Genomic DNA, 22,187 nt, shown 5'->3' with positions numbered 1-22,187 from the left:
AGAGGGGGGTGCGGTTTCAGGCGGCTCGGTGCGTGCGGCGGGCGGTGCGCATGCCTTCCCAGCGCTTGGCCGCTGGTGCGGGAAGCTCGAACTGGTCGAGGATGCGGGCGGTGATGTGGTCGACCATGTCGTCCAGCGACGCCGGGTGGTTGTAGAAGGCCGGCATCGGCGGGACGATCTGCACGCCTTTGCGGGCCAGGTCGAGCATGTTCTCCAGGTGGATCTCGCTCAGCGGCGTTTCGCGGGGGACGAGCACGAGCCGACGGCGCTCCTTCAGCACCACGTCGGCTGCCCGGCCGACCAGGCCGTCGGCGTACCCGGCCCGGATGCCGGCGAGCGTCTTCATCGAGCACGGCACGATCACCATGCCGTCCGTGCGGAACGAGCCGGAGGCGATGGTGGCACCCTGGTCCTCGGGCTGGTGCACCGCGTCGGCCAGCTCGGCCACCTCGCGGGCGGTGCGGCCGGTCTCCAGCTCGATGGTGGTCCGGGCCCAGCGGGAGAGCACCAGATGCGTCTCCACGTCCGGCAGCTCCGCCAGCACCTCCAGCAGTCGGATACCGAAGATCGCTCCGGTCGCTCCGGTCATTCCCACGATCAGACGCATCCCCGTCTCCCTTTCCGGTCGCCTGCGATCGACCGTAGGCGGCGTCTGCGCACGGCCAGCGGTACGCTTGCGACTGGCCATGGGGAAAATCGGTCAAGCCTCGATCATCGATCTTCCGTACCGGCCCTCACTGGGAGCGCCGATCGGCATGGACGTGCTGCCCTTCACGGAGCTGCGAGACCGCGTCCGGCGCCGCGGTATCGAACTGGGCGCCCCCATCAGGCCGTCCTTCCACCGCCTCGTCCACGTCCGCACCGGCACGCTGGAACACACGGTGGACTTCACGCGCCACACCCTGGACGCAGGCCAATGGCTCTGGGTGCGCGCGGGCCAGGTGCTCCAGCACTCCGCCGAGGGGCTCGCCCGGGCACAGGGCACCCACATCCTCTGGCAGCCCGGCTTCCTCCCGACGGAACCGCCACTGGACGCCTCCCCGTTACGCCCCGAAGGGCCACACGCCCGAGCGGTGAACCTCGCACTGCGCCACCTCACTTCGCAGTACGACGACTTGGGCTCATTGCCACTGGAAGCGCATGTCGAGGTGCTGCGGCACCTGCTGGCCGTACTCCTGCTACAACTGTCCGGCGTCCGCCCTCTCTCTCCGTCCCCGGCCGCGGGTGGCGACGCCTTCCACCGCTTCCATGCGGCCGTGGAGCGGGAATTCGCCCGCAGGCACCGCGTGGCGGACTACGCGACGGAGCTCGGCTACAGCGTGCGTACGCTCACCCGCGCGTGCGCCGAAGCGACCGGCCAAACCGCGAAGCAGTACCTGGACGCGCGCATTCTCCTGGAGGCCAAACGCCTCCTCGTCCACACCGACGCACCATCGATCACCATCGGTGCGCAGCTGGGCTTCACGGAAGCAACCGACTTCACCAAGTTCTTCCGACGACGGGAAGGACGAACCCCGGTCCAGTTCCGCGCCCAGGCCCGCGGCACCGCGCTCTACTGAACTCTGTGCTTGCCGTCCACAGCACCGTCCACTTCAGTCCGAGACGGTCATGGTCGACTGCCACGTTTGGTTCCCCGTTTGGCCCCCGACTCCGGGATCCCACGCCGTTGGAGGTGGATGGCTGATGCCCGCCTCGCAAGCCTCCGTATGAGATCTTCTCCCAGACGTCCCACGGGCGGCGGGGGCCAGACGCGTCGCACGTGGAGCCGGGTTACCTATGGATGTGCACGGTGACCTGCCATCCAGCGGCAGCGGTGACAATCGCCGTCCCAAGCGGGACGTTCACGGTGATGCCGATCACGGTGAACCACTTCAACGCAGAGCGTTGAGGTGGTTGGCGATGTGCAGCACGCCGACCGCGAGTGAGGGGCGATGGCGGGGTAGAGGCCGCCGAGAGCAAAGACCGCGGCCAGGCCGGGCAGCGCGGCCACGAACGCCGTCCGGGCCTGGTGCGGCACCCGGGCCCGAGGCTGGAGTGAGGCGAGCGCCCCCGAGCGACGCTAGGCGGTTTCGGGTATCAGCGCCAGCGCCACCGCCGCGGCCAGGAAGCCAGTCAGCAGCAGCGCGAACACCGGCACGCGCGGCGCCGGCGCGTACTGCACCAGCAGGCCGGAGCCGAACGCGTCGATGGCCGGCCCGCCGCTGGACGCGGCGCTGTTCACCAGCGCGCCGAGTCCAGGAACGCGCCGCGGCTGCAGTTCCACGAGTGCGGCGGCCGGCGGGCCGGCCGCGGCGCTGGTGGCCAGGCCCTGGACGGCGCGCGCGGCGAGCAGCCGGCCGACCCCGCGGGCCTCGGTGAATAGCAACATCGATGCGGCCTCCAGCGGCACCGAGTCGATCATCACAGGCTTGCGGCCCAGGAAGTCGGACGAACCCCCCGCGGTGATCAGCGCGAGCAGCAGGAACAGCGCGTACACCGCGAAGACCATGGTCAGGCTGCCGGACGAGATGAAGTTCCCCTTTCGTGGTGCTTGCATCCCGCAAATACGAGTATATGCTCCTATATGTTCGATCCCCGCAGCACCGTTGAGGAAACAAAATGATCAAAACAGAGGATCTGGTCAACCGGAACGCCGCGTTCGCCGCCCGTGGCGCGCATGAGGGCCTGCACATCCTGGGCAGCGGCAACCTGATGGTCATCGGGTGCGTCGACTCCCGTGTCGACCCGAGCCACGTGCTCGGGCTCGACCTCGGCGAGGTCACGGTGATCCGCAACGTGGGCGGACGCGTCAACCCGGCCGTGTTTCGCACCCTGCTCATGCTCGCGAAGGTCAGGGAGGCCCACTCCGACGACCGCCCCGCAGGCACGCACATCGTGGTCATGCAGCACACCGATTGCGGCATCAGGGACATCGCGGCGTTCCCCGAAATGCTCGCGAACGACTTCGACATCCCCGTCGAGGCGCTGGACGGGAAAGCCGTCATGGACCCGGTCGCCGCCGTCCGGCTCGACGTCGGGGTCCTCAAGGAGGTGCTCAAGACCAGGATGCCCGCAGGCCTCGTGACAGGGCTTGTCTACGACGTCGAGACCGGACTGATCGAGGTCGTCGCCCCGACCACGGGGGCCGGGGAGGAATAGGCACCGGCTTCGCCCAAGGCATCGCCCGATAGAGGCGGCCGGGTTCCGCCCGTGAGGGCAGATCCGATGCGATTGCGCAGGAAGAACACGGCCGGCAGCACAGGGCCCCGTCGAAGCCTTCGTCGAACGCTACAAGACGGCCTTCGGGCAGTAGGTCCTGGCTGCCGACGGGCGGCGCATCGCCTCTGCCTCGCGCCGCGAACAAGAGGCGATGCGCCGCCCGTCGGCGCGAGCAACTGTCCCTGATTCCCGCCCACATCGATGAGCAGCGCAGCATCGCCGTGGGCCGGGCGGCCTCGAAAGCAGCGACAGAGCCCGTCGGCCGCCTTGGTGCGCAGCCCGTCCGGTCGGTGTCCCGGCAGCGTGCGCCCGCTCAAAACCACTGTGGTGGTTGTGGCGATACCAATGCCCCCTCGCGGCCGTCACGGCAACCCGGCTGATCGGGCCGAAGCAGTAAGGTCCGCGTCAATAGTCGTGGGCGGCTCATCGGCGACGAACAAGCCGAACAATCGGCAGAAAGCTGATCACATGTGTCTTGCTACAGGTACCGCCGCCGAAGCGGCCAGTGCTACGCCTCGTCCCGCCTTCGGGCCCGCGGTGGACCCCATTCATCTTGAACCGGTCGACGAGGTCGAGATCACGATTCTGGTCGACAACGTCTACGACGCTCTGCTGGGCGGCGATGAGCGCACGCGCCGGGCTCCCTTCAGCGTCGGTGTCAAGCCGGCGCCGCACTTCGAGGAGGGCGAGAGCTTCGTCGGCCTCGTCGCCGAGCACGGCTTCTCCGCGCTGGTCACGATCAAGCGGCTCGGACACACCAGCTCGCTGCTGTTCGACGCCGGGCTCTCGCCGACAGGAATGGTCGTCAACGCCGACCGGCTCGGAGTGCGCTTCGACGATCTCCAAAGGGATTCGACGTGGTGGAACGGCGCGTACCCTCCCTGCTCCTCGATGAGAGCGTACTGATCACTGGTGAAGTCGACAGGACAACTGAGTTCGAACGGGGCACGCCGCCCAGTCATGAGGCGTGGACGGGCGAGCGGTGGGCACACGACGCGAAAATCATCGACGATCAGGCCCTCGTCGTGAACCTCCGGGGGCACGGACTGGTGGTGCTGACCGGCTGCGGCCACGCCGGCGCGGTCAACATCGTTCGACACGCCCTACGCCTCACCCAGGTCGACCGGCTCCATGCCCTCGTCGGCGGACTGCATCTGAGCGGGCCGGCATTCGAACCGATCATCCCGCCGACAATCACCGCCCTGACGCAATTCGCGCCGAGCCTGGTCGTTCCCGGCCACTACACAGGCTGGCGTACGCAGCATGCACTGGCTGCTGCGCTCCCGTCGGCCTGGGTACCGAGCTCGTCCGGCACCTCGTTGCACCTGGAGAGCGCGCCCGCCTGACGTGCGGGCCCCTGCGCCAGAAGAGAACTGCGCCTCCCGCGGCTTACCCGACCAGGTTTGAGTGTCCCCAGGACCCTGTTGCCCATTGAGTTGATCAAGCTGCGAGGTGGCGTCTTTCCTTGCGCGATCTTGCGCAGGTAGTACTCCTGCCCGCTGCCGCCGTCGCGGATCTGACATACGGCAACAATGTGCAGGACCGAGTTGAGCGCACGGTTACCGCCGGTGTTGAGTCGATGGCGGACGTTGTTGCCGCTCGAGGCGTCCAGGGGTGCGCTGCCGGTGTAGTCGGCGAAGTGGCGCTCGGTCGGGAAGCGGCTGACGTCTCCGACGCGGCCGATGACCTTGGCGGCCAGCACGGTGCCCAGACCCGGCAAGGCCGTCAGCGTGGTGCGGGTTGCGGCGAACGCGTCCCGCCTCTCGGCTTCGTTGTCCTTGACCTGCCGGTCCAGCAGTCGCAGGTCGGCCAACAGGTCGCGGGCTATGTCGCGGCGGCAGGCGTCGGTGGCCGTCACGGGCCGGATGGCTTTCACAGCGGCGGCGGCCTTGTCGGCGGACAGTCCGGTGGGTGCACCTCCGGGCAGCAAGTCGCGCAGCACGGCGTGGAGCCGGTTCAGGACGCGGGTGCGTTCGTGGACCAGGTCGTCGTGCCGCTCGGTCAACAGCCGCAGGATCGTGGTCCGGTCCTCGGCGTCGACGCCCCTCAAGTCGTGCCGGAAGAGGGCGACCTGGGCGCCGTGGCGGGCATCGTTGGCGTCAGTCCTGCGGCCGCCGCCGGTGGCCAGGAGCCGGGCCCGGGCCGACAGGGTGGAGGGCCATCGACCACGATCCCTCCTGCGGCGGCCAGCTGTTTGGTGAGGGTTCGGCCCAGGCCGCGGGAGCCTTCGACGGCGAAGCGTCGTTCGGGCCACTGCTCGCACAGCTCCCGTGGCTTGCGCACCTACCTGACGCTATGAGGGCCGGGCCCCCTTCCGCGCCAGCCCGGTGGATGCTGTTTCCGGGTGTCCATACGAGCTCGGGAAGGAGGCCCGGGATGTCTGTCTACGTCGGAATCGACGTGCATCGCAAGAGGTCGCAGATCGCCATCGCCGACCAAGGCGGTGGGATCAACGTGAACAGGAACGTGCCCAACGGGCGGGTGCCGGTGCTGGGGGTGATCGGGGATCTCCCCACGGGCACACCGGTGGCGTTCGAGGCCGCCTTCGGCTGGGGCTGGCTGGTCGAGCTGCTCCAGGAGCACGGCTTCGAGCCGCACCTGGTGCATCCGCTGCAGTGCAAAGCCATCGCCTCGGCCCGGTTGAAGAACGACAAGGTCGATGCGGCCACCCTGGCCCAGCTGCTGCGCGCCGATCTGTTGCCAGAGGCCTGGATCGGCCCGCCGTCGGTCCGGCAGCAGCGGGCCGTGCTCCGACATCGGGCCCAACTGGTCCGGTTGCGGACCCTGTTGCGTAACCGGATCCATGCCGTGTTGGCCGATCACGGCTGTGACCGGGGAACCAGCCGCAGCTGCTGGAGCGGTCCCGGCCGCCGCTGGCTGGAGCAGCTCCCGCTGCCCGCGTCCTCCCGCACAGTGATCACCGACCTGCTGGAGCTGATCGATGCCGTCCAGGTTCCCATCGACCGGCTTGACGCTCGGCTGACGGCCGAAGCCAAGAATGACCCGCGGGTGAAGGTCCTGACCACTCTGCCGGGAGTAGGACCACTCACCGCTCTGGTCCTGCTGGCTGAGATCGGCGACATCCGCCGCTTCCCCTCGGCCCGCAAGCTCGCTTCCTGGGCTGGGCTCACTCCCACCGTCCGCGGCTCGGACCGCACCGTCCGCTACGGCCACATCTCCAAACAGGGCGACCCCTGGGTGCGCTGGATCCTGAGCGAAGCGGCCCAGACCGCCAAACGATCCCCGCAGTTCGCCGCCTGCTACGAGCAGATCGCCCATCGCCGCGGCAAGAAGATCGCCACGATCGCGATCGCCCGCAAACTCCTCACCCGCACCTGGCACCTGCTCGTCGAGTACGAAGCCGACCAGCACGCCACCCGTCCCGTCGGGGAGGCAGCGCTGAGCCAATGACAGTCACACTTCCCCTTCCGAGAGGTTGCCGACCCCGGGTGCGCTCGCGTCAGCGCATGAGCCGGCCCCGCCGTGCTCGACTACCTGAATGAGCAGCCCGGCCCCCGGACTAGGGTCATGGCGCCGGCCCGGCGACGGTGCACGGAGCCGAATGGGTGCGTGTGAGACTCCTCCGCCCGACCTACCCCCGGGGATCATCGACAGCCCTCGACCGAGGAGACACGGGCTCCTCCACCCACTCCGGCACCCGCCCCGAGCAGCCGGGCCAGGTTCCAGTCTGCTCTTGACAAGCCCGGCCCTCATGGGTGCGCCGACGCGGCGTGAAGTGCACCATCCCGGAGAAGTCCGACCAGATCCGCAACCGCCAGAAGCTCGGCTTCCGAGGCGGCCGCCCGCCCAAGTTCGACAAGGACGACTACAAGCAGCGGCATGCGGTCGAGATGAGCAAGCCGCAGTGCTGTCAAAGTCGCGGTTCGACGTCATCGCCTCGGGTTCCTTTCCTGTTCGGGATTATCGTCGTCTGTTGGTGGTCGAGCCCGGCTTGTCGAGACTGGTGGCCGCGGGACTGCCGGTGGAGTCGGCAAAGTCGTTCGACTTCTGCGGGGTCGGCGTGGATCACCCAGGATCGGCGCGGGTTGCTGAGTTGGCGGGCGGTGACCCAGCCGCGTGTGATCCATCCGAAGAGGGTGACGCGGGGCATGCCGATGGCGCGGGCGAGGTCGGTGAGCCACCATTCGTGCTCGCCGAGTGCTGGTGCGGACCGCCGACTGGATTGTTCCTGGTGGCTGACACAGCCCAGGTCCTGCAGCAGTTTGCGCACGCCCTCGGTGCCGAAACGTTCGCGGCGTTTGGGCGGCCGGAAGCCTTCCGCGTTGAGCATCTTCGCGATCTGCGGCGCCGGGTGTCCGTCGTCGGCGAGTTCGCGGGCCCGGGCGGCCAGGCGAGGGAAGTAGCTGAGCTGATCAAGACGAGCGACCGGGCGGACGAGTTCGCCCGTGGTGCGATGCCCGCCGGCCCAGGTGATGCGGACGGTGACACGTTCACTGTCGCCGATCACCGCCAGGTCGACCTTCTCGATCAAATGCCGCACCAGCTGCTTGCGGTCGGTGTCCATGGTGGTCGGCGCCCGCCAGATCGCGGGCAGATCACTGGCAAGGGCCCGGATCTGCTCGCGTTCGGCGGCGGTGAGGGTGCGAGGCCGGGCCGCGGTGAAGCGGTCGTACTCCTCGCTCAGCTGCTGTCGTTCGGCCAGCGCGTGCTCCCAGTTCTTCTCCAGTTCCCGCACCACCAGGCGGTTCTCGGGCTCGGCCAGTTGGTACTGACGCCGGGCCCGGTCGACTGCGTAGTCGGCGCGTTCCAGGCGCTGACGCCAGATCCCGTCCATCTGGGCCCGGCGCTGCTGAGCCTGCTCGGCGGCCTGAAGCGAGACTTCCAGCGCGGCGGGGGCCATCGCCGCCAGCAGCAGGCTGGTCACATACCGGTCGACGCATGCTCCGGACAGCTGCTGGCACAACGCGCCGCCGTAGTCGGTTTTGGCACGGCTGCACTCGTAGACTCCTCGCAGCTCTCCGCCCGGGCCGCGCTGATAGCGCACGACCATGCGTTTGCCGCACCGATCACAGAAGATCAGTCCCGGCAGCAGGGCCGACCCGCCTCGCACCACGCCCATACTCTGAGCATGAGCCCGGTTCGCCTCGATGCGCTCGAGGTTGCGTTCATGCCGCTCGGTGCTGATATAGGCGGGCCAGACACCGGGCAGGTAGACCAGCCAGTCCTCCCGCGGCCGCCGCACCCGGCCGGTGAAGGGACGCCCTGCCTGGCGCCGGCGCGGATCGGTCCGGCTGCGGCCATAGACATAGACATAGACGCCGGCATAAGCCGGGTGGCGGAGCATGTTCTGCACCGCGATCCTGCTCGGGCGGCGCCAGGCCAGCTCGCCCCGCTCAGGGCCTTCCCGCACCCGGATCCCCATCTGGATGCCGTGGTCGACCAGGAACCGCAACACCGCGTTGATGGTGGCCAGTTCATCGAACAGATCAAAGACCAGGCGGACCACGGCCTGCACCTGCTCGTCCGGATCGAAGACGACCTCGCCGTCCGGGAGCCGCCCATAGCCCACCGGCAGCGGCACGGCCAGCTCACCGCGGCGGGCCTTGTTCAGGCGCCCGTTCCACATTCGCTGCTTGATCAGGTGTAGTTCGGCCTCGCTGATCGTTCCCTTCAGCCCCAGCAGCATCCGGTCGTTGTACTCGGCCGGATCGTAGATCCCGTCCGGGTCCGCCAGCAGGGCCCCGGCCAGCGCACACAGCTCCAGCAGTTGGTGCCATTCGCGCCCGCAGCGGGCCAGCCGGGACATCTCGCTGCCCAGCACCAGGCCCACATGATCGAGGCCGACCTCGGCCACCAGCCGCCGGAAGCCGGGACGGTCCTGAAGGCCGGACGCCGAATGCCCCAGGTCCTCATCGATCACCAGCACCCGGGACGGGGCCCAGCCCAGGTCGACGGCCCGCTGCGTGAGCCCGTACTGCAGCCGGGTGGACTCTGCATGACCGAGAACCTGCTGCGGGGTCGACTGGCGGACATAGATCACCGCGAGGCGGTCGCGATGCCACGGCCGGACCTTGCCCTCAACCCGTGCCCACGGGGCGGCAACCGTCATGCTCACCGCACTCACCCTCGTCCCGTCCGACCACATCCGCAGCGATCACCATCCGCACGGCCAGCACCCCCAGCAGCCGCGCCACCAGCTGCCGATTCAGCTCCGGAACGGCTCCCCACCACGGGATCTGGGGAGCTCAGCGACGACACGCTCGTCCACCGCGACTCACCACCCTCTTCTGCACCAGCCTGCCGCTCACGCAACCGCCGAACGGCAGCAGCGGCAGCGAGCAGGCCCTCAATCCCTACGACCGGGGCATTCCCCGAGCCAGACACACCTACGTGTGCAGTGCGGCTTGCTGCTCGAACGCTGCTTCAACCGCCTCAAGGGCTTCCGCGGCATCGCCACCAGATACGACAAGACCGCCACCTCCTGCGAAGCGGCGGTCGCGCTCGCATCGTGCCTACTCTGGGCAAGAGCCGTTTGAAGACGGACCCTAGTGCCGCATCAGCCAACGTTCACCCAACGTCACTCCTCCGCACCGTCGGGGGCGACGTCAAGCCGCCCGCTGAGGCTGGGACCTGATACAGAGACGCGCCGTCTGTTCAGGAGCCAGCGCGTGGATGGAATCGCGACACCGCAGCGGCGCTGACGAAGAAGAAAGAGGTGCCTCCGCATGTCACACCACACCGCGGCGGTGCCGGGGGCTACGTGGGTGGCCAGGTGGGCGGGAGCTCTGCTGTCCCTCGTGGTGGCTGCCATCCATGTCGTCGACCAAGGCGGTATCACAGCAACAAGGGACCCCTACTACATCGGCGTCGCCTACCACGTCTTGGAGATCGCGGCCGTGGTCACTGCCGTGCTGCTCCTCGGCGGCCTCGTCCGACTGGGATGGCTGCTGGCAGTCGGGGTCGCCGCCGGCCCCTTGCTGGGCTACATCCTGTCCAGGGGGCCGGGACTGCCCGACTACAGCGACGACATCGGCAATTGGACCGAACCGCTCGGGCTGGTCAGCCTGGCCGTCGAAGGCGCCCTGCTCCTGTTGTCGGTGCCGCTCTTCGTCGGAAGTTGGCGGAAGCGTCATGGACGAGCCAATACGTCAACTACCCGGGAATGAATTCCCGGGCTTGCTGCTCGGGCCGCCACTGGCTGTGGTGGTTCCGGCTGCGTCCAGCTCTCACGTTCGATGGTGTCGCCGGTCAGGCGATGAGGGTGAGGGCAGGGGCCTGTGACTCAGCCCCGCGGACCCACAGGTACCAGCCGCGATGGCCGATATTGCGGGACGCGTTGCGGTCGGCGTGCTCAGCGAAGCCGCATGACCGGCAGGCGAAGACGGCCTGGGAAGGCCGGTTGGCTTTCTCGATGTGATGACACTTGGAGTACTCCCGGCTGGTGTACGCCGGATCGACGTGCACCACCGGGATGCCGGCGCGTTTCGCCTTGTAGGCGATGAACTGGCCGAGCTGGTGGAACGACCAGGAGTGCAACGTGGTGCGCTGGGGCTTCCTCAGCCGGGCCCGGTCACGGACGCCGCCCAGGTCTTCCAGGGCGATGCCGTGTCCGGTGCGTTGAGCCTCCGCCACGATGTGCTTGCTGATCTTGTGGTTGATGTCGCGGGCTCGCCGGGCCTCCTTGCCCGCATGCTTCTTCGCCCGTCGCTTGGCAGACTTGGTGCCCTTCGTCTGCAGCTTGGAACGCAGTGTCCGGTCGGCCTCGCGGCGGCGGTTGAGGTGCCGTCCGCTGTGTCGTTTCCCGGTGGAAGTGGTGGCGATGTTGACGATCCCCAGGTCCACCCCGAGGAACCCGGCCGGTTGCTCGTTCGGTACGGCTTCAGGGATGTCGCAGGTCACCAGCAGATACCACTGCCCGCCCTGACGCAGCAGATCGGACTCGCCCTGCCTGTGTACGGCCACCACCGCCAGCTGTTCGTGCTGTCCGGTGAACGTGACGTTCTTCATCCGCCCGGAGGTCGTCCAGATCGACACCGTGCGCTGCTCGTGCTGCCAGGACAGCATCCGGTCGTCATAGGGCTGTGCGGCGTCTTTTCGGAAGGCGACCGGCTTGCCCGCCGCCTTGGCGTAGCGCTTCGACCCGGGTTTTCCGTGGTTCCCGTTGCGCAGGCCGGCGCGGAGCGTGGTGTAGGCGTCGCAGGTCTTCTTGATGGCATGCTGGGCGGCCTGTGCGCCCAGCCCCCAGCGGGTCTTGATCTGCTGGTAGGTGTGCCTGCGCAGGGCCAGGGGTTTCATCGTCTGCTGTTCGAAGGCGATCTCGGCGGCCCAGGTGGCGGCCTCGTTGCAGGCGTGCAGGGTCTCCTCAAGTGCCTTCGCTTGCACAGGCGTTGGCAGGAGTTTGACCCGCACGACGAGTTTCATGACCGCGAGGCTAGCACTCCTACAATCAGTCCATGTCACCTCGCTGGGAACAGAACCCCGATCTGAGGAGGGGTAGAACGGTTGTCTACACCCTTCACGCTCACTTGGTCTTCACGCCGAAGTACCGGCGTGGTCCCTTCACGGACGAGATCCTCGTCCGCTGCCAGGAGATCATGCGGGACGTCTGTGCGGACTTCGGTGCGGAACTGACCGAGTTCAACGGCGAAACCGACCATGTCCACCTTCTCGTCCACTATCCCCCGAAGGTCGCTCTGTCCCGCCTGGTGGGCTCACTCAAGGGCGTCTCCGCCCGCCGCCTGCGCCAGGAGTTCCCCGAGCACATCCGCCGCTACCTCTGGGGCGACCACTTCTGGTCCCCCTCCTACTTCGCCGCTTCCGCCGGGGGCGCGCCCCTCAGGGTCATCAAGGAATACATCGAGAACCAGAAACGCCCCGACTGAGCCATGACGTCCAGCTCCGCCGGACCGGGCACCCGGCGCTCCGCGCCGATTGCTGTGACCGGCTCCGCCGGTCAAGACACCGCGACGCTCCGCGTCCCGCCCCTGGGATGCGATTCCTCCCGAGGCTGAAGCCCCGGGGTTCCTCGCAAGAATCCGCTGAAACAATCTTGAAAACCGTCGTGGCGCGAGCCACCGTGGGTTCAAATCCCACACCCACCGCGCAGGTGAACGGCCCCTGACCAGGTAAGACGGCCAGGGGCTGTGTTGTTGCGTGCTGTCCGCTCGCAACTGTGATTTCCCGCGGTTCCCTGCACGATCGAGCACGGATGGGGCACGATGCCCCGCTGGCGCCCGTGACGACGCTGGTGGCCGCCCGGTCGCTCGCTCGTGCGTCTGCGCCGCCCGCTCGTGGCGAGCTTCGGCCTCCTTATGGGGTGGTGCGATATCGCGGCCACCTGGCCGGAAGACGTGCCCCAAAGGCTCCTCATCGGCGTCTCGATGGCCACCAGTGCCCCGAGGGCGAGCGCCGGACGCCTCTGGGAACGGCTCGTCCCTAAGCCTTGATCCACCGACGTGGCTTGGAATGGATCTTCTGACCGGTTTTTGAGCGGGTTTCGGGTCGGTGTCTGTGTCTGGGCAGGTGGTATCCGCTGGTCTGCTCAGCTTTTCCACGGTTCGGTTCCGGTCGGGCCCTGGCGGGCGGGGTGGGCAGGGACTGTCAGCCGGGTTCGGGCGGGGCGTGGACGGTGTCGAAGAGGTGTGTCCAGGCGTGCTGCCAGCGCCAGTTGTGCGGGAGGTGCAGGGTGATGCGCCGGGCGGAGCGGGCGAGGCGGGCCGGGACGTGGATCAGGTGGGCGCGGAGGGTGGCGGTGGTGGCCTTGGCGTGGAAGGCGGAGGTCAGTGCGCCGGTGGCCCGCAGGAGGTTGTAGGCCATGGCCCACAGGGTCAACCAGGCGGCGTTGGCGTGGAAGTGCGCGGACGGCAGGTGGGCCATGGCAGAGGCTTTGCTGTCCGCGATGACCTGCTCGATGACGGCGTGGTGGCGGTGTTCCCGCTCCGCCTGGAGCGTCGGAGCGGGGTTGTCGGTGAAGAACGGGTGGTAGCGCCAGGCGGGGAAGAGCTCGCCCTGCTCGGCGATGGTGGCGGGTTTGGCCAGGTCGCGGACCCGGCGCACGATCAGCCGGGCGGTGACCCGCTCCGCCTTCTTGCGGCTGGCGAACGCGGTGTAGGCGGGTATCTCGGCGACTTCGGCGTCCGAGATGAGTTCCCCCGTCTCGGGGTCGGGCACCGCGGTCGGGTAGGTGATCTGCCGCCATGCCTGGTCGGGGATGGCGAGGATGGCCCGCTTGATGGAGGGGTTCATGCCGGTGGTGATCGAGAAGTGGGCGCCGGCCCGGCGGCAGGCGGCGATCACCCCGGCGTTGTAGAACTGGGAGTCCGCCCGCAGGATGCGGGTGCCGGTGCAGCCGGCCTCCGCGGCGGTAGCCAGGGCCTCACTGACGAACTTCGGGGCGCCGCGGGAGTCGGCTGCCTTGCCGCGGCGCATCCGCACCCCGGCGATCACCGGGCGGGACTGTGGAGTGCAGATCGTGGCCAGCAGTGGGTGCAGGGTGCGGATGCCTTTGAACCGGCCGTACTCGGCGCCTTGCTTGGTGCGGCCGTATACGCGTTTGTGGGTGGAGTCGACATCGATGAACGCCATCTGGTCGGCCCCGGGCAGCAGTGGGGTATGCGCGGCCAGCGCACCCAGGAACCTCCTGTGTACGGCGTGGAGTTGGAGTGCATGGCCGTGGGTGAACGCGCGCAGGAAAGTGCCGAGCGTGGAGGGGGCACGAATGCCGCCGAACATGGTCGGCATCGCACCGTGCCGCAGGACGTCGAGGTCGTCGATGCTGTCCGCACCCGCGACCATGCCGGCCACGATGCTGGTGACCTTCGCGTCCGCCGCCGCACCCGCGCCGTTCGTCACCCCGGTCAACTTGACCTTCTCCGTCACCAGTCGCGGCAGACCACACCGCTCGGCCAGCCGCATCACCGGGACCAGCCCGGCATACGCGATCAGATTCGGATCATCGAACGCAGCGGAGACCGCCGCTGGCGTATGGGAAACTTGCATCTCGGAAGTGCCTTGCTGATTGTGCGTGCTGGAAGCGTGAAGAACTCCCATCATCGCAGGTCACAAGGCACTTCTTCATTTTCCCAAGCGTCATCCACAGGCATCGGTCGGTGGATCGAGGCTAAGCGACTGTGAGCACGATCTTGCCTTGGATATGCCCTCGGGAGGCGCGTTCGTGCGCTGCTTGGGCATCCGCGAGCGGAAACGTGCTGTCGATCGCGGTGCGAACCGTGCCCGCGTCGAGCAGGCGTCCCACTTCAGCGAGCTGCGCGCCGTTCGACCGGACCTGGGTGCCCGAGACGGTGACGCCCAGCTTCGCGGTCTCTTCGTCGTCGTATTCGCCGAAGAACACGGGGAACAGGGCGCCGCCGCGCTTGAGCGTGCGCAGGAAGCGGCTGCTCTCGCGGCCACCGACGGCGTCGAGAACTAGGTCGACGTCGTGCACGAGTTCCTCAGGACGACTCTTGGTGTAGTCGATGAACTCGTCGGCGCCCAGCTCGCGCAGGAACGATTCATGCGCCCCCGATGCCACCGCGATGACACGTGCACCCTTCCACTTCGCCAGCTGCAGTGCGAAGTGCCCCACGCCGCCCGCGGCTCCATTGACGAGCACCGTGGTGCCGGCGTCGAGTGGCACCGGGCGGTGCCGCGCCGCCTGGAAGGGCGACGGATGATCGTGTCCGAGCTCGATCAGGAACTGCCACGCCGTCAGCAGGGCCATGGGCGCCCCGGCGGCGTGCACGTGATCGATGCCGGCCGGCTTGCGTGCAAGGTCCGACGCAGGCGCGGCCACGTACTCGGCGTACGCCCTGCCATCGAAGCTGGGAAAGCGAAGGAGACCGAAGACTTCATCACCGACAGAGAAGCCCGCCACATCCGCAGCCACGGCCTCCACGACACCCGACACATCCGTCCCCGGAATCACAGGCAAGTCGAACGTCGGCCTCGTCTCCGGAGGTATGTTGCTCAGCCCGTCGCGCAGGTACCAGTCCGGAGGATTGATGCCGACCGCGTGCACGCGAACGAGTACCTCACCCGGCCCTGGCTCGGGAATCGGCACCTCGTCGTAACGCAGCACCTCAGGGCCGCCGTGCTCATGCAGCCGGATCGCCCTCATCGTGTGTGTCGACATCATTTTCTCCTGCCCCTACCGGGGGATACACTCATCTGGATCAGCGATCCGGTTATCCGGACCACTGATCCGGATATATGGTTCACTGATCCGGATAGTCAAGAGGGGCAGATGCGGGCCGACGCCAGGAAGAATCACGACCACCTACTCGCAGTCGCGGGTAGCGCCATCACCGAGCAAGGCGTCGACGTATCACTGCGCGACATCGCACGCAGGGCCGGCGTCGGGCTCGCGACGCTGCTCCGTCACTTCCCGACGCGCGAGGCGCTGCTCGACGCCTTGCTCCGCACGAGCTTCGACGAGCTGACCGCAAGGGCAGGCGAGCTCGAAACGTCGAATTCGCCCGAAGACGCCCTCGTTTCGTGGCTACGCGACTTCGTCGCGTGCGCACATGAGTATCGGGGCGTAGTGGCGCTGATGACGGCCGCCATTGAGGACACTGAGTCCGCACTCCATTCTTCGTGCGTCACGATGCGCGCGGCCGGCACGCGGCTCCTCGCTCGAGCTCAGGCTGAGGGCATGGCGCGAACCGACATCGACGGCACCGACCTGTTTGCGCTGGCCGGGTCGCTCGCGTGGCTCAGCGATCAACCCTCGCTCGCGCCACGCGCCGATCACCTCTTCGATGTTGTCGTGAGCGCGATTGTGACGAGCGCAGGGAGCAGCGACGCTGAGAGGGCGCCATGATGCCGGTGCGGCTGCCCCACGTGCTCAGCGTGGATGCCGCGGGTGTGGTCGACGAGGTCGGCCCAGGGGCCACCGGTGTTCAGGCGGCGACGAGGTGTTCGCCATCGGCGATCTCGCCGAACTCGGCGGCGTGAACGCCGAGTACGCCGTCCTGGCAGCCTGGTCGCCGAAGCCCGACGCGCTGAACTGGGAACAGGCCGAGTGCCAGCGAACATCGATACCGCCACGCCCGCGCTCGACCGGCTGAAGGACGGCGCCGGTACGACGTGCTGATCGAGGGCGTGGCCGGCGGGGTCGGCACGGTCACCGTCCAACTCGCCGCGGCCGGCGGCGCCACTGCCATCGGCACTGCGAGCGCACGCAACCACCGGTTCCTCGCGGGACTCGGGGCGACACCGACCACCTACGGCCCCGGAGCGGGCGAGCGGGTCACCGTCCTGGCACCGGACGGAGTCGACGCCGTCCTGGACTGCTCCGGCTCAGGCTCGCTGCCCGACCTGATCGACCTCACCGGAGGCCCGGACCGGGTGATGACCGTCGCCGACCTGAACGCGGCCAAGTACGGAGTGCACTTCTCTGACTCGGCGGGTCCCCGCGCGGCGATTACGGCGAGGTGGCCGGCTTCCAGTCCGCGGGGTCCGCCTCCGCCGGCGTCGCGAGCGGCGGCGATCTCGCCAGCACACTGTTTGCGGCCTGGAACTAGTAGCGTGTCGCTGCTTAATGATGGCGTATCTGGTGGGAGGTTGGTGTCTGGCAGATTCCGTCTCTTCTGCCAGGCAGGACTGTTGTCATGGGTTCGCAGAAGAAGCGGCCGGTCACGTTGACCGCGCAGGATCGCGAGGAGCTGATCCGGGTGACCACGACTGGTGTTCGTGGCGCCTCAATGATCATGCGCGCGCGGGTGCTGCTTGCGCTGGACACCTCGGTGGGTGAGGTTGATTCCAAGGAGGTGATCGCGGCCAGGCTCGGCGTTTCCGGTGAGACGTTGCGGCTGGTCGCCAAGCGTTTCGCCGAGACCGGCAGCGATGTTCACGCCACAATCACACGGAAGAAACGCGACCTCCCGCCGGTGCCCTCGCCGGTGACCGGTGAGGTCGAAGCCCGGCTGATCGCGATGGCCTGCTCACAGCCGCCCCGGGGCTATGCCCGGTGGTCGCTGCGGCTGCTGGAGAAGTACGTCGCACTGGCCGAGGACATCCCCGATCTGGACCACTCCACCATCGGGAGGATCCTAAAAAAACGGAACTGCGTCCTCATCTGAGGAAGTGCTGGACCATCCCGCCACGAGCGAACGCGGAGTTCGCGGCCCGGATGGAAGACGTACTAAGCGGATGACCTGAAGTTCTGCGCGGAATCCGGGGCGGCGGCGTCGGCCGGGCGCGATGGCCTCGATGACACGGGGACCTCGCCGGGTGTTGTATCGAGGTTGAACAAACTATGACAAAACCGGCGAGGTCAAGGCCAGTATGCGTCCGGCATCCGTGTTCGCCAACCCTCCCGGCGTGGCGGACCAGCACCTGTACCACCTGCTGCACCACCGCTGGCGGGAGGCCGCCCGCGTCGTGATGGTGCTGCTGTCCGCCGCCGGCCTGACCGCAGGAGAGATCGGCGAGCTGCTCGGCTACCACCCGGCCACGGTGCGCCGCTGGATCCACCGCTACCACGCCGACGGCGCCCCGGGCCTGGCCGACCGCCCCCGCCCAGGACGCCCCCGGCTCGGCGGGCCGAGGTTGAGCGAGCGCATCCGCCGCCTGCTGACCCGCCCCGGGCCGTGGACCGTCCGCCGGATCCACCACCGCCTGGGCCGGCCGAAGATCAGCCCGCGCACCGTTTACCGGCGCACGCGCGAGCAGGCGGCCTGGCGGCGGCCCCGCCTGACGGCCAAGGGCGACCCGAACCGGCGGCGCGTCCTGGCCGCCCTGCGCCGGCAACTGCGGGCCCTGCCCCGTGGGTCGGTGGTCCTGGCCGAGGACGAGACCCACCTGCACCTGCTGCCGCACATCCGGGCGAGCTGGATCCTGCGCGGGACGCGGCAGCAAGTGGCCACCCCGGGAAAGAACCGGCAGACCACCGTCTTCGGTGCCCTGGAGGTGGCCACCGGCGCCTGGGTCTACACCCTCGACCGCCGCCGCAGTGCCGCCACCTTCGTCGCCTTCCTCCAACTGCTGCTGGCCGCCTACCCCGACACCCCGGCCGTCGCGGTGCTCTGCGACAACGACAGCATCCACCACGCGAAGGCGGTGACCGCCTACCTGGCCGACCAGCCCCGCCTGCGCCTGCTGTTCGGCGCCCGCTACAGCCCGCACGACAACCCGGTCGAGCGCATCTGGGCCGCGCTGAAGGCGTTCCTCGCCAACACCGCCGTCACCTGGCCGAGCCGCCTGCGCCAGGTCCACGCCTTCTTCCGACAACGCTCACCCACCCAGATGCTGACCACCGCCGCGCCCTGGGCCTCACCCTGGCTGCCGAGGGATTACGCGCAGAACTTCAGGTCATCCGCTTAGCCGTCTATGCCCGGCCCTACGACCCGGCACGTCCGGTGGTGTGCATGGACGAGAAGCCCTACCAGCTCCTCGATCACGCGCGCGACCCGCTCCCGGCCCGCCCCGGTCACGACGCCTGCCAGGACAGCGAGTACATCCGCTGCGGCACGTGCTCCATCTTCGTGTGGGCCGAGCCCCTGCGCGGCTGGCGCCGAGCCCGGGCACTGCCCCAACGGACCCGGATCGACTGGGCCAGCCAGGTCAAGCAGTTACTGAGCGTGGATTACCCCGACGCCGACGCCGTAGTGCTGGTGATGGACAACCTCAACACCCACAACATCGCCTCGCTGTACGAGGCATTCGAACCACAAGAGGCCTTCGCCCTGGCCCAGCGCCTCGAGATCCACCACACGCCCAAACACGGGTCATGGCTCAACATTGCCGAGATCGAACTCTCCGCGCTGACCCGACAATGCCTCGACCGCCGGATCGGCGACCTCGACATCCTCAACACCGAACTCACAGCGTGGCAGAACGCCACCAACACCGACCAACGCCAGGTGGACTGGCAGTTCACCACCCACGATGCACGCATCAAACTGCGCCACCTCTACCCCAAGCATTAGCCGCGACAGCCTACTAGGCCTTTGTTCGGCCGCATTGCTGTGACCGTCAGCTCTCGATGGCCAGTCGTAGCGAGAACGCCGCAGGTGAGCGGCTGATTGTCAGCTACGGTTGGCCATTTTGAGCAGCGCAAGCCAGCAAACGTGGACGGTGTTACCCGTTCGGTCCATAGCGGTCGCTGCGGCGGATGAGTCGCGGTGTCATGACACTGCGCCCCGCGCTCAGAGCGGATGCGCGGCGGGTTTCGCACTTCAGACAGGCGAACCCGTGCAAGTCAGCTTCGAAAGGTGAAGACAGTGACGCAGTTCAACAAGGGCGATCGTGTGGAGTACCAGGGGCAGGACAACCAGAGGCACACCGGCGAGATCCGGCGTATCCAGGGTGAGTCGCCCCAGGCGAGGTACACCGTCCGCGACGAGAAGACCAAAGCGGAAGAGCAGGTCGAGGAGCAGAAGATAGAGCGGTCGCTGTAACCACAGCATCGTGATGTGCCGCCCCCCTGCGGGGTGGGCGACTCATCGGCGTAAGGGACTTGCTGTCCGGCGGCCGACGTATCGAGGATCTGCTTCGCGAGTACGAGTGAAACGCAGCCTGCCCGTGTCCCAGGCCCCTGGCGTCCTGTCCAGGGGCTTCGTCGTTTCGGGGTCTCATCACTGCGTGGTGGTCTGTCGGGTCGACAGGGCCAGGCTGAAGCGTCGAAGGTTGATCACGAATTGCGTCGGGCTGTTCAGGTCTTGGGGCGGTAGGTGCCCGGCGACTTGCCCAATTCCGTTGCCCGCGTGCCACGGAGCACCTCTCTAGCAGTCGCCACCAGCAAGCCCGCTGCGAGCACCCCTTTGAACTGGCCGGGCTACAAAACGCTCGCTGACGCGGCCGAGAACGATGTCATCGTGCGGGTTCACGCCGCAGGGTTCACCCCTGGAGAGCTGGATTGGCCGGATACGTGGTCCGATCGCGTCGGCCGCGACCGGACGTGGGTCGTGTCCGGGCATGGGCCGTCGGGTGTCGTCGTCGAGCTGGGGTACGGAACCACCGGCATCACCGCCGGCCAGCGGGTGTTCGGACTGACCGACTGGACCCGCAACGGCTCACTGGCCGAGTACACCCCCGTCGAGGCGCCCAACCTCGCTCCGGTTCCGGCGGGCGTCGGCCATATCGGGGCCGCCGCGCTGCCGACCTCCGCCCTGACCGGCTTACCCCCGGCAGGACGATCATCCAGGTGACCGAAGGCAGAGAAAGGAGAGTAATCATGATCGGAATGCGGATTGCCAGCGGCCTTGTGGCTGCCGGCATAACGGCCACAGTCACCGCATGCTCCCCCGCAGTAGACCGTGCGACCGCAACGGCGGCAGCGGCGCCGGCCGCTGCCGTGGCTTCCCCGCGCCCGACCGAGACGCTGTCGCCCGTATTTGAACAGCCACTTCCGAATGTCAAGGGCAAGACGTTCACCTCGGCGATCGTGGACTTCCCCCCCAATTCACATGCGCTGCCGCATCGGCACGGCGCGGCTTTCGTCTACGCCTACGTGCTCGAGGGCACTGTGCGTAGCCAGCTCGCCGGCGAGCCGGTGCGTACATACCACCAAGGCCAGAACTGGGTCGAACCGCCGGGTGCCCACCACGTGCTCACGGAGAACACCAGCCGGACAAAGCCAGCGAAGCTGCTGGTCATCTTCATCACCAACACGGGGGACAAGCTCAAAATCGAGGATCCACCGGCATAAGACATCGGCTGTACAACGGGCCGGCAGCCAGACATTTCGTGTACCACCCGCCCGACACAGGTGGTACACGGTGGCCGTCTACCGTGACGATTGTGGCCTCCGATATCGGTCGGCCCCATGGCTATAGGTGCCACAAGCAAGATCGCGATTTACGGTTGGAGTTCCAGGATTCGAATGCCGTGGTTCACGTCGTCACTGGCGATGAGCGGGGTCAGGTCGGCGTTGTGGCAGCCAGGTCCTTCTTCCTCTGCCGGTACGCCCGCATGGACGCCCGCGAGCCGCATTTGGGGCCGCAGTAGACGGCAGAGCTGTTCCGCGTCCGATCGAAAAAGCAGAAGTGACACGGCTGGTACCGGCACGCCCGCAACCTGTCCCACACGCCCGCTTGGGCGAGTTCGGTCGCGTTTGCCAATACGGTGCCGAACAGACCGTGGACGCCGGTCTGCGCGGTCACCAGGGATGCTCCCGAGGCGGAGATGACCGTCACCAGCGGATACCGGGACGCGGCATCGCGGAGGTGCTCCTCCGCCTGAGTCAGTACCTCGGGTGTGACGTCCTTGTCGCCGGAGTGAGCCAGCAGCACGGTGATCAAGGCCCCGCGCAGTTCCCGTGCGGTGGCTGCGTCGGCCTCCGTCACGCGGGTGGTCTGCGAGGTCATGGCGTTTTCCAGGAGCCATGCGTGCATGGTCTCGGCACTTTCGAAGCGCTCTGCCAGCCGGTGGGGGCCCGCGGGGTGCGTGTTGAGGAATTGCAAGACGACATCAGCCGCCGTCGGCTGAGTCAATGGGCTGCGCTCGGTCGTGCGCGGGAGCATCGTGGGCCTCCTTACTCGAAGGAAGGCTAAACCATCTAGGCGTTACCTCTGAAACCATTACGGTAGCAATCTTCTTCCCGGTGAGGTATCTCCTTGGGCGCGGGCGGAGCCTGGAGGTGATCCAGTGGCGCCACTCTGCCGAACCGGATGGTGAAGTAGTTGCGTCCAGCCCGCGGGGGGACCCCTGAGGGTCGCTGATCGTAGTGCAGTGCCGCTGCGGATTGAGGAGAACCGCCTTCTGGGCGGTCGAGGTGTCGCTTTGCCAGTGCGTAGCAAGAGGGTCTCGATCAGCGCCGCGCGCCCTGGCGTGCGCTCGGTCGCGATGTCGGCGGTGGTGGTCATCCCACCGATCGCAGTGATCGGGATCAACGCGGCGTGCTCGATGCGGGCGCCCAGGTCGGGACGGGGGACCGACGGGTGCGGTAGCGGATGCATCGTCCGATGCGGTGACAGTCTGGATGACCGTCGTCCCGATACGTCGTAGGGCGGCGATGACCGACGGCAAGGGGACCCGGGTGGGGCTGCATCGCAACTTCGGCAGGAGCCCCGAAGTTTTGAGCGTGGCCA

General features: G+C 67.8%; 20 protein-coding genes and 3 pseudogenes. 15 read left to right on the top strand and 8 right to left on the bottom strand.

The window, feature by feature from the left end:
* Nucleotides 1–16: 16 nt before the first annotated feature.
* Nucleotides 17–607 (bottom strand): non-oxidative hydroxyarylic acid decarboxylases subunit B, encoded by a 591-nt coding sequence (locus ACQEXA_RS02755; protein ID WP_432937548.1) that lies wholly within the window; start codon nt 605–607, stop codon nt 17–19.
* A gap of 79 nt (nt 608–686) precedes the next feature.
* On the opposite strand from ACQEXA_RS02755, the gene ACQEXA_RS02750 reads away from it, so the two are divergent.
* Entirely contained in the window at nt 687–1,559 is an 873-nt protein-coding gene (locus ACQEXA_RS02750) for a helix-turn-helix domain-containing protein (protein WP_432937550.1), read from the top strand.
* Between the two features lie 500 nt (nt 1,560–2,059).
* Here ACQEXA_RS02750 and ACQEXA_RS02745 read toward each other — a convergent pair whose 3' ends face one another.
* The gene (locus ACQEXA_RS02745) at nt 2,060–2,536 is read right to left on the bottom strand and encodes an MFS transporter (RefSeq protein WP_433128448.1); all 477 of its coding nucleotides are present in this window, start codon (nt 2,534–2,536) and stop codon (nt 2,060–2,062) included.
* 62 nt (nt 2,537–2,598) lie between these two features.
* Between ACQEXA_RS02745 and ACQEXA_RS02740 the strand changes: the two genes are divergently transcribed.
* Both ACQEXA_RS02740 and ACQEXA_RS02735 read left to right on the top strand, forming a co-directional pair.
* The gene (locus tag ACQEXA_RS02740; protein ID WP_433128446.1) at nt 2,599–3,138 is read left to right on the top strand and encodes a carbonic anhydrase; all 540 of its coding nucleotides are present in this window, start codon (nt 2,599–2,601) and stop codon (nt 3,136–3,138) included.
* Nucleotides 3,139–3,666: 528 nt separating this feature from the next.
* Complete coding sequence (locus ACQEXA_RS02735; RefSeq protein ID WP_433128444.1) at nt 3,667–4,104, top strand: hypothetical protein; 438 nt, start codon at nt 3,667–3,669, stop codon at nt 4,102–4,104.
* Nucleotides 4,105–4,438: 334 nt separating this feature from the next.
* Here ACQEXA_RS02735 and ACQEXA_RS02730 read toward each other — a convergent pair whose 3' ends face one another.
* A complete protein-coding gene (locus tag ACQEXA_RS02730) occupies nt 4,439–5,452 on the bottom strand; it encodes a transposase (protein ID WP_433128442.1) in 1,014 nt (337 codons plus the stop codon).
* 122 nt (nt 5,453–5,574) lie between these two features.
* On the opposite strand from ACQEXA_RS02730, the gene ACQEXA_RS02725 reads away from it, so the two are divergent.
* On the top strand, nt 5,575–6,609 hold the full coding sequence (locus ACQEXA_RS02725) for an IS110 family transposase (RefSeq protein ID WP_432920626.1): 1,035 nt from the start codon (nt 5,575–5,577) through the stop codon (nt 6,607–6,609).
* Between the two features lie 460 nt (nt 6,610–7,069).
* On the opposite strand, the gene ACQEXA_RS02720 is transcribed toward ACQEXA_RS02725, so the two are convergent.
* Nucleotides 7,070–9,268 carry a recombinase family protein gene (locus tag ACQEXA_RS02720; RefSeq protein WP_433134428.1) on the bottom strand — a complete coding sequence of 733 codons (2,199 nt, stop codon included), beginning with the start codon at nt 9,266–9,268 and terminating at the stop codon, nt 7,070–7,072.
* A gap of 298 nt (nt 9,269–9,566) precedes the next feature.
* On the opposite strand from ACQEXA_RS02720, the pseudogene ACQEXA_RS02715 reads away from it, so the two are divergent.
* Nucleotides 9,567–9,695: pseudogene (locus tag ACQEXA_RS02715) on the top strand (IS5/IS1182 family transposase); the annotation flags it as partial.
* A gap of 189 nt (nt 9,696–9,884) precedes the next feature.
* A complete protein-coding gene (locus ACQEXA_RS02710) occupies nt 9,885–10,325 on the top strand; it encodes a hypothetical protein (RefSeq protein ID WP_432937564.1) in 441 nt (146 codons plus the stop codon).
* Nucleotides 10,326–10,407: 82 nt separating this feature from the next.
* Here ACQEXA_RS02710 and ACQEXA_RS02705 read toward each other — a convergent pair whose 3' ends face one another.
* Nucleotides 10,408–11,580 carry an RNA-guided endonuclease InsQ/TnpB family protein gene (locus ACQEXA_RS02705; RefSeq protein ID WP_433128440.1) on the bottom strand — a complete coding sequence of 391 codons (1,173 nt, stop codon included), beginning with the start codon at nt 11,578–11,580 and terminating at the stop codon, nt 10,408–10,410.
* A 32-nt stretch (nt 11,581–11,612) separates the two neighbouring features.
* Here ACQEXA_RS02705 and tnpA point away from each other — a divergent pair, with 32 nt between their 5' ends.
* Entirely contained in the window at nt 11,613–12,041 is a 429-nt protein-coding gene (tnpA, locus tag ACQEXA_RS02700; RefSeq protein WP_359408944.1) for an IS200/IS605 family transposase, read from the top strand.
* Between the two features lie 718 nt (nt 12,042–12,759).
* Here tnpA and ACQEXA_RS02695 read toward each other — a convergent pair.
* On the bottom strand, nt 12,760–14,157 hold the full coding sequence (locus ACQEXA_RS02695) for an IS1380 family transposase (protein WP_433128438.1): 1,398 nt from the start codon (nt 14,155–14,157) through the stop codon (nt 12,760–12,762).
* Between the two features lie 121 nt (nt 14,158–14,278).
* Nucleotides 14,279–15,289: an NADP-dependent oxidoreductase gene (locus ACQEXA_RS02690; protein WP_432937572.1), complete on the bottom strand. Its 1,011-nt coding sequence runs from the start codon at nt 15,287–15,289 to the stop codon at nt 14,279–14,281.
* Between the two features lie 111 nt (nt 15,290–15,400).
* Here ACQEXA_RS02690 and ACQEXA_RS02685 point away from each other — a divergent pair, with 111 nt between their 5' ends.
* From ACQEXA_RS02685 to ACQEXA_RS02650, 8 genes and pseudogenes are all read left to right on the top strand, one after another.
* Nucleotides 15,401–15,976, top strand: coding sequence for a TetR/AcrR family transcriptional regulator (locus ACQEXA_RS02685; RefSeq protein ID WP_432937575.1), 576 nt, complete (start codon nt 15,401–15,403; stop codon nt 15,974–15,976).
* Nucleotides 15,973–16,575, top strand: a pseudogene (locus tag ACQEXA_RS02680) (alcohol dehydrogenase catalytic domain-containing protein); the annotation flags it as partial. The gene ACQEXA_RS02685 and the pseudogene ACQEXA_RS02680, both read left to right, overlap by 4 nt.
* A gap of 191 nt (nt 16,576–16,766) precedes the next feature.
* Complete coding sequence (locus tag ACQEXA_RS02675) at nt 16,767–17,237, top strand: helix-turn-helix domain-containing protein (protein ID WP_433128436.1); 471 nt, start codon at nt 16,767–16,769, stop codon at nt 17,235–17,237.
* A 205-nt stretch (nt 17,238–17,442) separates the two neighbouring features.
* Nucleotides 17,443–18,480: an IS630 family transposase gene (locus tag ACQEXA_RS02670; RefSeq protein WP_433128434.1), complete on the top strand. Its 1,038-nt coding sequence runs from the start codon at nt 17,443–17,445 to the stop codon at nt 18,478–18,480.
* 44 nt (nt 18,481–18,524) lie between these two features.
* Nucleotides 18,525–19,085 carry a transposase gene (locus ACQEXA_RS02665; RefSeq protein WP_433128432.1) on the top strand — a complete coding sequence of 187 codons (561 nt, stop codon included), beginning with the start codon at nt 18,525–18,527 and terminating at the stop codon, nt 19,083–19,085.
* A gap of 294 nt (nt 19,086–19,379) precedes the next feature.
* Nucleotides 19,380–19,556, top strand: a complete 177-nt coding sequence (locus ACQEXA_RS02660) for a hypothetical protein (RefSeq protein ID WP_432937578.1) — start codon at nt 19,380–19,382, stop codon at nt 19,554–19,556.
* A gap of 363 nt (nt 19,557–19,919) precedes the next feature.
* Nucleotides 19,920–20,273 (top strand): annotated as a pseudogene (locus tag ACQEXA_RS02655) (alcohol dehydrogenase catalytic domain-containing protein); the annotation flags it as partial.
* 59 nt (nt 20,274–20,332) lie between these two features.
* Nucleotides 20,333–20,806: a cupin domain-containing protein gene (locus ACQEXA_RS02650; RefSeq protein WP_432937580.1), complete on the top strand. Its 474-nt coding sequence runs from the start codon at nt 20,333–20,335 to the stop codon at nt 20,804–20,806.
* Nucleotides 20,807–21,017: 211 nt separating this feature from the next.
* Here the strand turns inward: ACQEXA_RS02650 and ACQEXA_RS02645 are convergent, their stop codons facing one another.
* Nucleotides 21,018–21,620 carry a CGNR zinc finger domain-containing protein gene (locus ACQEXA_RS02645; protein ID WP_433128430.1) on the bottom strand — a complete coding sequence of 201 codons (603 nt, stop codon included), beginning with the start codon at nt 21,618–21,620 and terminating at the stop codon, nt 21,018–21,020.
* Nucleotides 21,621–22,187: the final 567 nt, after the last annotated feature.

The organism is Streptomyces sp. CA-106110 (assembly GCF_050936285.1).
Lineage (GTDB): Bacteria > Actinomycetota > Actinomycetes > Streptomycetales > Streptomycetaceae > Streptomyces.
This window is presented reverse-complemented; position numbering and strand designations above follow the sequence as displayed.

Coding starts and splice junctions, on each gene's coding strand:
- ACQEXA_RS02755 (WP_432937548.1), bottom strand. CDS start 607: ATGCGTCTGATCGTGGGAATGACCGGAGCGACCGGAGCGATCTTCGGT.
- ACQEXA_RS02750 (WP_432937550.1), top strand. CDS start 687: ATGGGGAAAATCGGTCAAGCCTCGATCATCGATCTTCCGTACCGGCCC.
- ACQEXA_RS02745 (WP_433128448.1), bottom strand. CDS start 2,536: ATGCAAGCACCACGAAAGGGGAACTTCATCTCGTCCGGCAGCCTGACC.
- ACQEXA_RS02740 (WP_433128446.1), top strand. CDS start 2,599: ATGATCAAAACAGAGGATCTGGTCAACCGGAACGCCGCGTTCGCCGCC.
- ACQEXA_RS02735 (WP_433128444.1), top strand. CDS start 3,667: ATGTGTCTTGCTACAGGTACCGCCGCCGAAGCGGCCAGTGCTACGCCT.
- ACQEXA_RS02725 (WP_432920626.1), top strand. CDS start 5,575: ATGTCTGTCTACGTCGGAATCGACGTGCATCGCAAGAGGTCGCAGATC.
- ACQEXA_RS02720 (WP_433134428.1), bottom strand. CDS start 9,268: ATGACGGTTGCCGCCCCGTGGGCACGGGTTGAGGGCAAGGTCCGGCCG.
- ACQEXA_RS02710 (WP_432937564.1), top strand. CDS start 9,885: ATGTCACACCACACCGCGGCGGTGCCGGGGGCTACGTGGGTGGCCAGG.
- ACQEXA_RS02705 (WP_433128440.1), bottom strand. CDS start 11,580: ATGAAACTCGTCGTGCGGGTCAAACTCCTGCCAACGCCTGTGCAAGCG.
- tnpA (WP_359408944.1), top strand. CDS start 11,613: ATGTCACCTCGCTGGGAACAGAACCCCGATCTGAGGAGGGGTAGAACG.
- ACQEXA_RS02695 (WP_433128438.1), bottom strand. CDS start 14,157: ATGCAAGTTTCCCATACGCCAGCGGCGGTCTCCGCTGCGTTCGATGAT.
- ACQEXA_RS02690 (WP_432937572.1), bottom strand. CDS start 15,289: ATGTCGACACACACGATGAGGGCGATCCGGCTGCATGAGCACGGCGGC.
- ACQEXA_RS02685 (WP_432937575.1), top strand. CDS start 15,401: ATGCGGGCCGACGCCAGGAAGAATCACGACCACCTACTCGCAGTCGCG.
- ACQEXA_RS02675 (WP_433128436.1), top strand. CDS start 16,767: ATGGGTTCGCAGAAGAAGCGGCCGGTCACGTTGACCGCGCAGGATCGC.
- ACQEXA_RS02670 (WP_433128434.1), top strand. CDS start 17,443: ATGCGTCCGGCATCCGTGTTCGCCAACCCTCCCGGCGTGGCGGACCAG.
- ACQEXA_RS02665 (WP_433128432.1), top strand. CDS start 18,525: ATGGACGAGAAGCCCTACCAGCTCCTCGATCACGCGCGCGACCCGCTC.
- ACQEXA_RS02650 (WP_432937580.1), top strand. CDS start 20,333: ATGATCGGAATGCGGATTGCCAGCGGCCTTGTGGCTGCCGGCATAACG.
- ACQEXA_RS02645 (WP_433128430.1), bottom strand. CDS start 21,620: ATGCTCCCGCGCACGACCGAGCGCAGCCCATTGACTCAGCCGACGGCG.